Raw genomic sequence first — 3,444 nt, 5'->3', positions numbered from 1 at the left:
TCGCCCACGGCTACGGTCTTCTCGTAATTACCACCCGAGATGTCGGTGATCTTGTTGGTCAAGTCCAGGTTGGTGTTGTAGACGTTGTTCGGCGCAGTGAACGGCACCGAAGCCGACGACTCGCCCACCGGGATGGTGATGGTCTGGCCGTTGTCCAGCTTCACCACCAGATCCGAACCGGTGACCTTGTGGTTGACCGAGGCGGTATAGGTCACTACGCCGCCCTCGACCACGCTTTGCGTGGCGGTCAGGGTCACAGTCGTGGTGTCGATGGTGTCGGTGACCTTGGTCACAGCCGCCGCGCTGCTGACGTCGAGTTTCTCGAAATCACCACCGGTGGTGCTGGTAACGGTCACGCTGAGATCTTCGGCATCCACGTACACATCGTCGCTCGGTGCGTCGATGGTGATCGAGGCTTCTTTCGAGCCGGCAGCAATGGTGATGGTCTCGCCATTGCTCAGCTTGATCACCAGATCGGTGCCGGCCTTGTTGGTCAAGGTGGCGGTGTAGGTGATCTTGCCGCCTTCGGCCACGGTGTCCGTCGCCGTCAGCGTGAGCGCAGTGGCGTTCGGAACAGCCGGGTTGTCAGTGACCGTGGTCACCGGTTCGCCAACAGCCACCGTCTTCTCGTAGTTACCACCCGAGATGTCGGTGATCTTGTTGGTCAGGTCCAGGTTGGTGTTGTAGACGTTGTTCGGTGCAGTGAACGGCACCGACGCCGAGGACTCGCCCACCGGGATGGTGATGGTCTGGCCGTTGTCCAGTTTCACCACCAGGTCCGAACCGGTGACCTTGTGGTTGACCGAGGCGGTGTAGGTCACCACGCCGCCCTCGACCACGCTTTGCGTGGCGGTCAGGGTCACAGTCGTGGTGTCGATGGTGTCGGTGACCTTGGTCACAGCCGCCGTGCTGCTGACATCGAGCTTCTCAAAGTCGCCACCGGTGGTGGTGGTGACGGTCACGCTCAGATCTTCGGCATCCACATACACATCGTCGCTTGGCGCGTCGATGGTGATCGAGGCTTCCTTGGAGCCGGCAGCAATGGTGATCGTTTCGCCATTACTCAGCTTGATCACCAGATCGGTGCCGGCCTTGTTGGTCAAGGTCGCGGTGTAGGTGATCTTGCCACCTTCGGCTACCGTCGGCGTAGCAGACAGGTTCAAGCAGGTGATGTCCGCGGAGCCCGGTCCATCTGTAACCGTTGTGCTGATCTCTGACTTGTCCAGAGTCAGCTTTTCAAACTTCCACTCGTCTGCACCGCTTACCGAGTCGATCGAATTGACTACAGGTTGAGCGCCTACATAGACGTCATTCGGCGCAGTCACAGTGATTGAGCCGGTGATGCTGTCTGCCGGCACGACAACAACAGTCTTGTCGCTGAGGGTGAAGTACAGCGCCGAGTGGTTGTTGATCGGCAAGCCATCTTTGCTGGTCAGCGTGATGGTGTAGGTGATCTCACCGCCTTCGGTCACCGAAGGGGTCGCCGTCAGTTTGGCCACCACCTCGTTGGTGGTGTCTTCGACCTTGACCGAAGCCGGGCCGCCCAGCTGCAGGTTCTCGAAGGTCGCGCCAGTGGCGTCCGTCGCCGAGCTGATGCCCAGGCTGATTTCGCCGGCATCTTTGTAAACGTCGTCACCCTGCGCATCGTGGGTGTAAGGCGCGCTGGTTTCGCCGGCCTTGATGGTGACCTTGGCGTTGTTGCTCAGGGTTACGACCAGGTCGTGGTCCAGCACAGTGTTGATCTTGACGGTGAAGGTCGGTTTTTCGTTCTCGAAGACCGACGTTTCGTTCGCCTCGATGGTGACCTTGACGATGTCACCTTCGTGGCCCGGAGTACCCGGCTCGTCAGTAACCTGGGTTTTGACCTCGGTCTTGTCCAGGGTCAGCTGCTCGAACTTCCACTCATCAGCGCCGCTGACCGATGCGATAGCGTTGACCACAGGCGGATTAGTGCCGGTGTAGACGTTGTCCGGGGCAGTGACAGTGGTCGAACCGGTGGTGCTGTTGGCCGCGACCACAATGTTGGTGCCGTCGGCCAGCTTGAAGTACAGCGCCGAGTGGTTGTTGATCGGCAAGCCATCTTTGCTGGTCAGCGTGATGGTGTAGGTGATCTCACCGCCTTCGGTCACCGAAGGGGTCGCCGTCAGTTTGGCCACCACCTCGTTGGTGGTGTCTTCGACCTTGACCGAAGCCGGGCCGCCCAGCTGCAGGTTCTCGAAGGTCGCGCCAGTGGCGTCCGTCGCCGAGCTGATGCCCAGGCTGATTTCGCCGGCATCTTTGTAAACGTCGTCACCCTGCGCATCGTGGGTGTAAGGCGCGCTGGTTTCGCCGGCCTTGATGGTGACCTTGGCGTTGTTGCTCAGGGTCACGACCAGGTCGTGGTCCAGCACAGTGTTGATCTTGACGGTGAAGGTCGGTTTTTCGTTCTCGAAGACCGACGTTTCGTTCGCCTCGATGGTGACCTTGACGATGTCACCTTCGTGGCCCGGAGTACCCGGCTCGTCAGTAACCTGGGTTTTGACCTCGGTCTTGTCCAGGGTCAGCTGCTCGAACTTCCACTCATCAGCGCCGCTGACCGATGCGATAGCGTTGACCACAGGCGGATTAGTGCCGGTGTAGACGTTGTCCGGGGCAGTGACAGTGGTCGAACCGGTGGTGCTGTTGGCCGCGACCACAATGTTGGTGCCGTCGGCCAGCTTGAAGTACAGCGCCGAGTGGTTGTTGATCGGCAAGCCATCTTTGCTGGTCAGCGTGATGGTGTAGGTGATCTCGCCGCCTTCGGTCACCGAAGGCGTAGCGGTAAGCTTGGCTACGACCTCACTAATGGTGTCCGAAATCTCAACAGTAGCTGGAGCACCGAATTCCAGTTTCTCGAAGGTGGCACCTGGCACAGTAGCGTCAGTGACGCTGAGAGTAAGGGCGCCAGCATCCTTGATGACATCATCGCCCTGTGCTGCGGCCTTGTACTCGACTTCGGTTTTACCGGCTTCGATAGTCACCTTTTCGCCGTTGGACAGGGTAACAGTCAGCGGACGGTCCAGTGCCTGGCTTACTTTTACAGTAAAGGACGGCTGCTGATCTTCGGTCACATTGCCATTGCTGACGATGCTCACGGTAACGGTATCGATACTGTCATTGATGACAGTCGACGCCGGCGTCGGGTTCGGCGTCAGCTGCTCGAAGTTGCCACCCGTAGCGCTTTCGATGGTCACGCTAACGGTCGAGCCGTTGTTGTAGACGTCATTGGCCGGGGTCTGGAAGTCGATGCTGCCCTGGGTCTTGCCGGCTTCAACGGTGATGGTCTGGCCGTTGGACAGGGTCACGGTCACCGGAGTCTGGGCTGGATTGCTCAGGGTCACGGTGTAAGTGATCACGCCACCTTCGGTCACCGACGGGTTCGCCGTCAGGGTCGCGGTGGTGTTATCGGTCGAATCGTTGATCGCC

General features: G+C 59.4%; 1 protein-coding gene. It reads right to left on the bottom strand.

Going from position 1 to position 3,444, the window contains the following annotated elements:
- Nucleotides 1-3,444: immunoglobulin-like domain-containing protein (locus ACIP1G_RS31835; protein ID WP_400744592.1), on the bottom strand; the 3,444-nt coding region annotated here is incomplete at both ends.

The sequence above is a fragment of the Pseudomonas sp. NPDC089392 genome, from assembly GCF_044749595.1.
In the GTDB taxonomy this organism is placed as follows: Bacteria; Pseudomonadota; Gammaproteobacteria; order Pseudomonadales; family Pseudomonadaceae; genus Aquipseudomonas.
The sequence above is the reverse complement of the archived record's forward strand: the minus strand, read 5'-3'. Positions and strand labels throughout refer to the sequence as shown.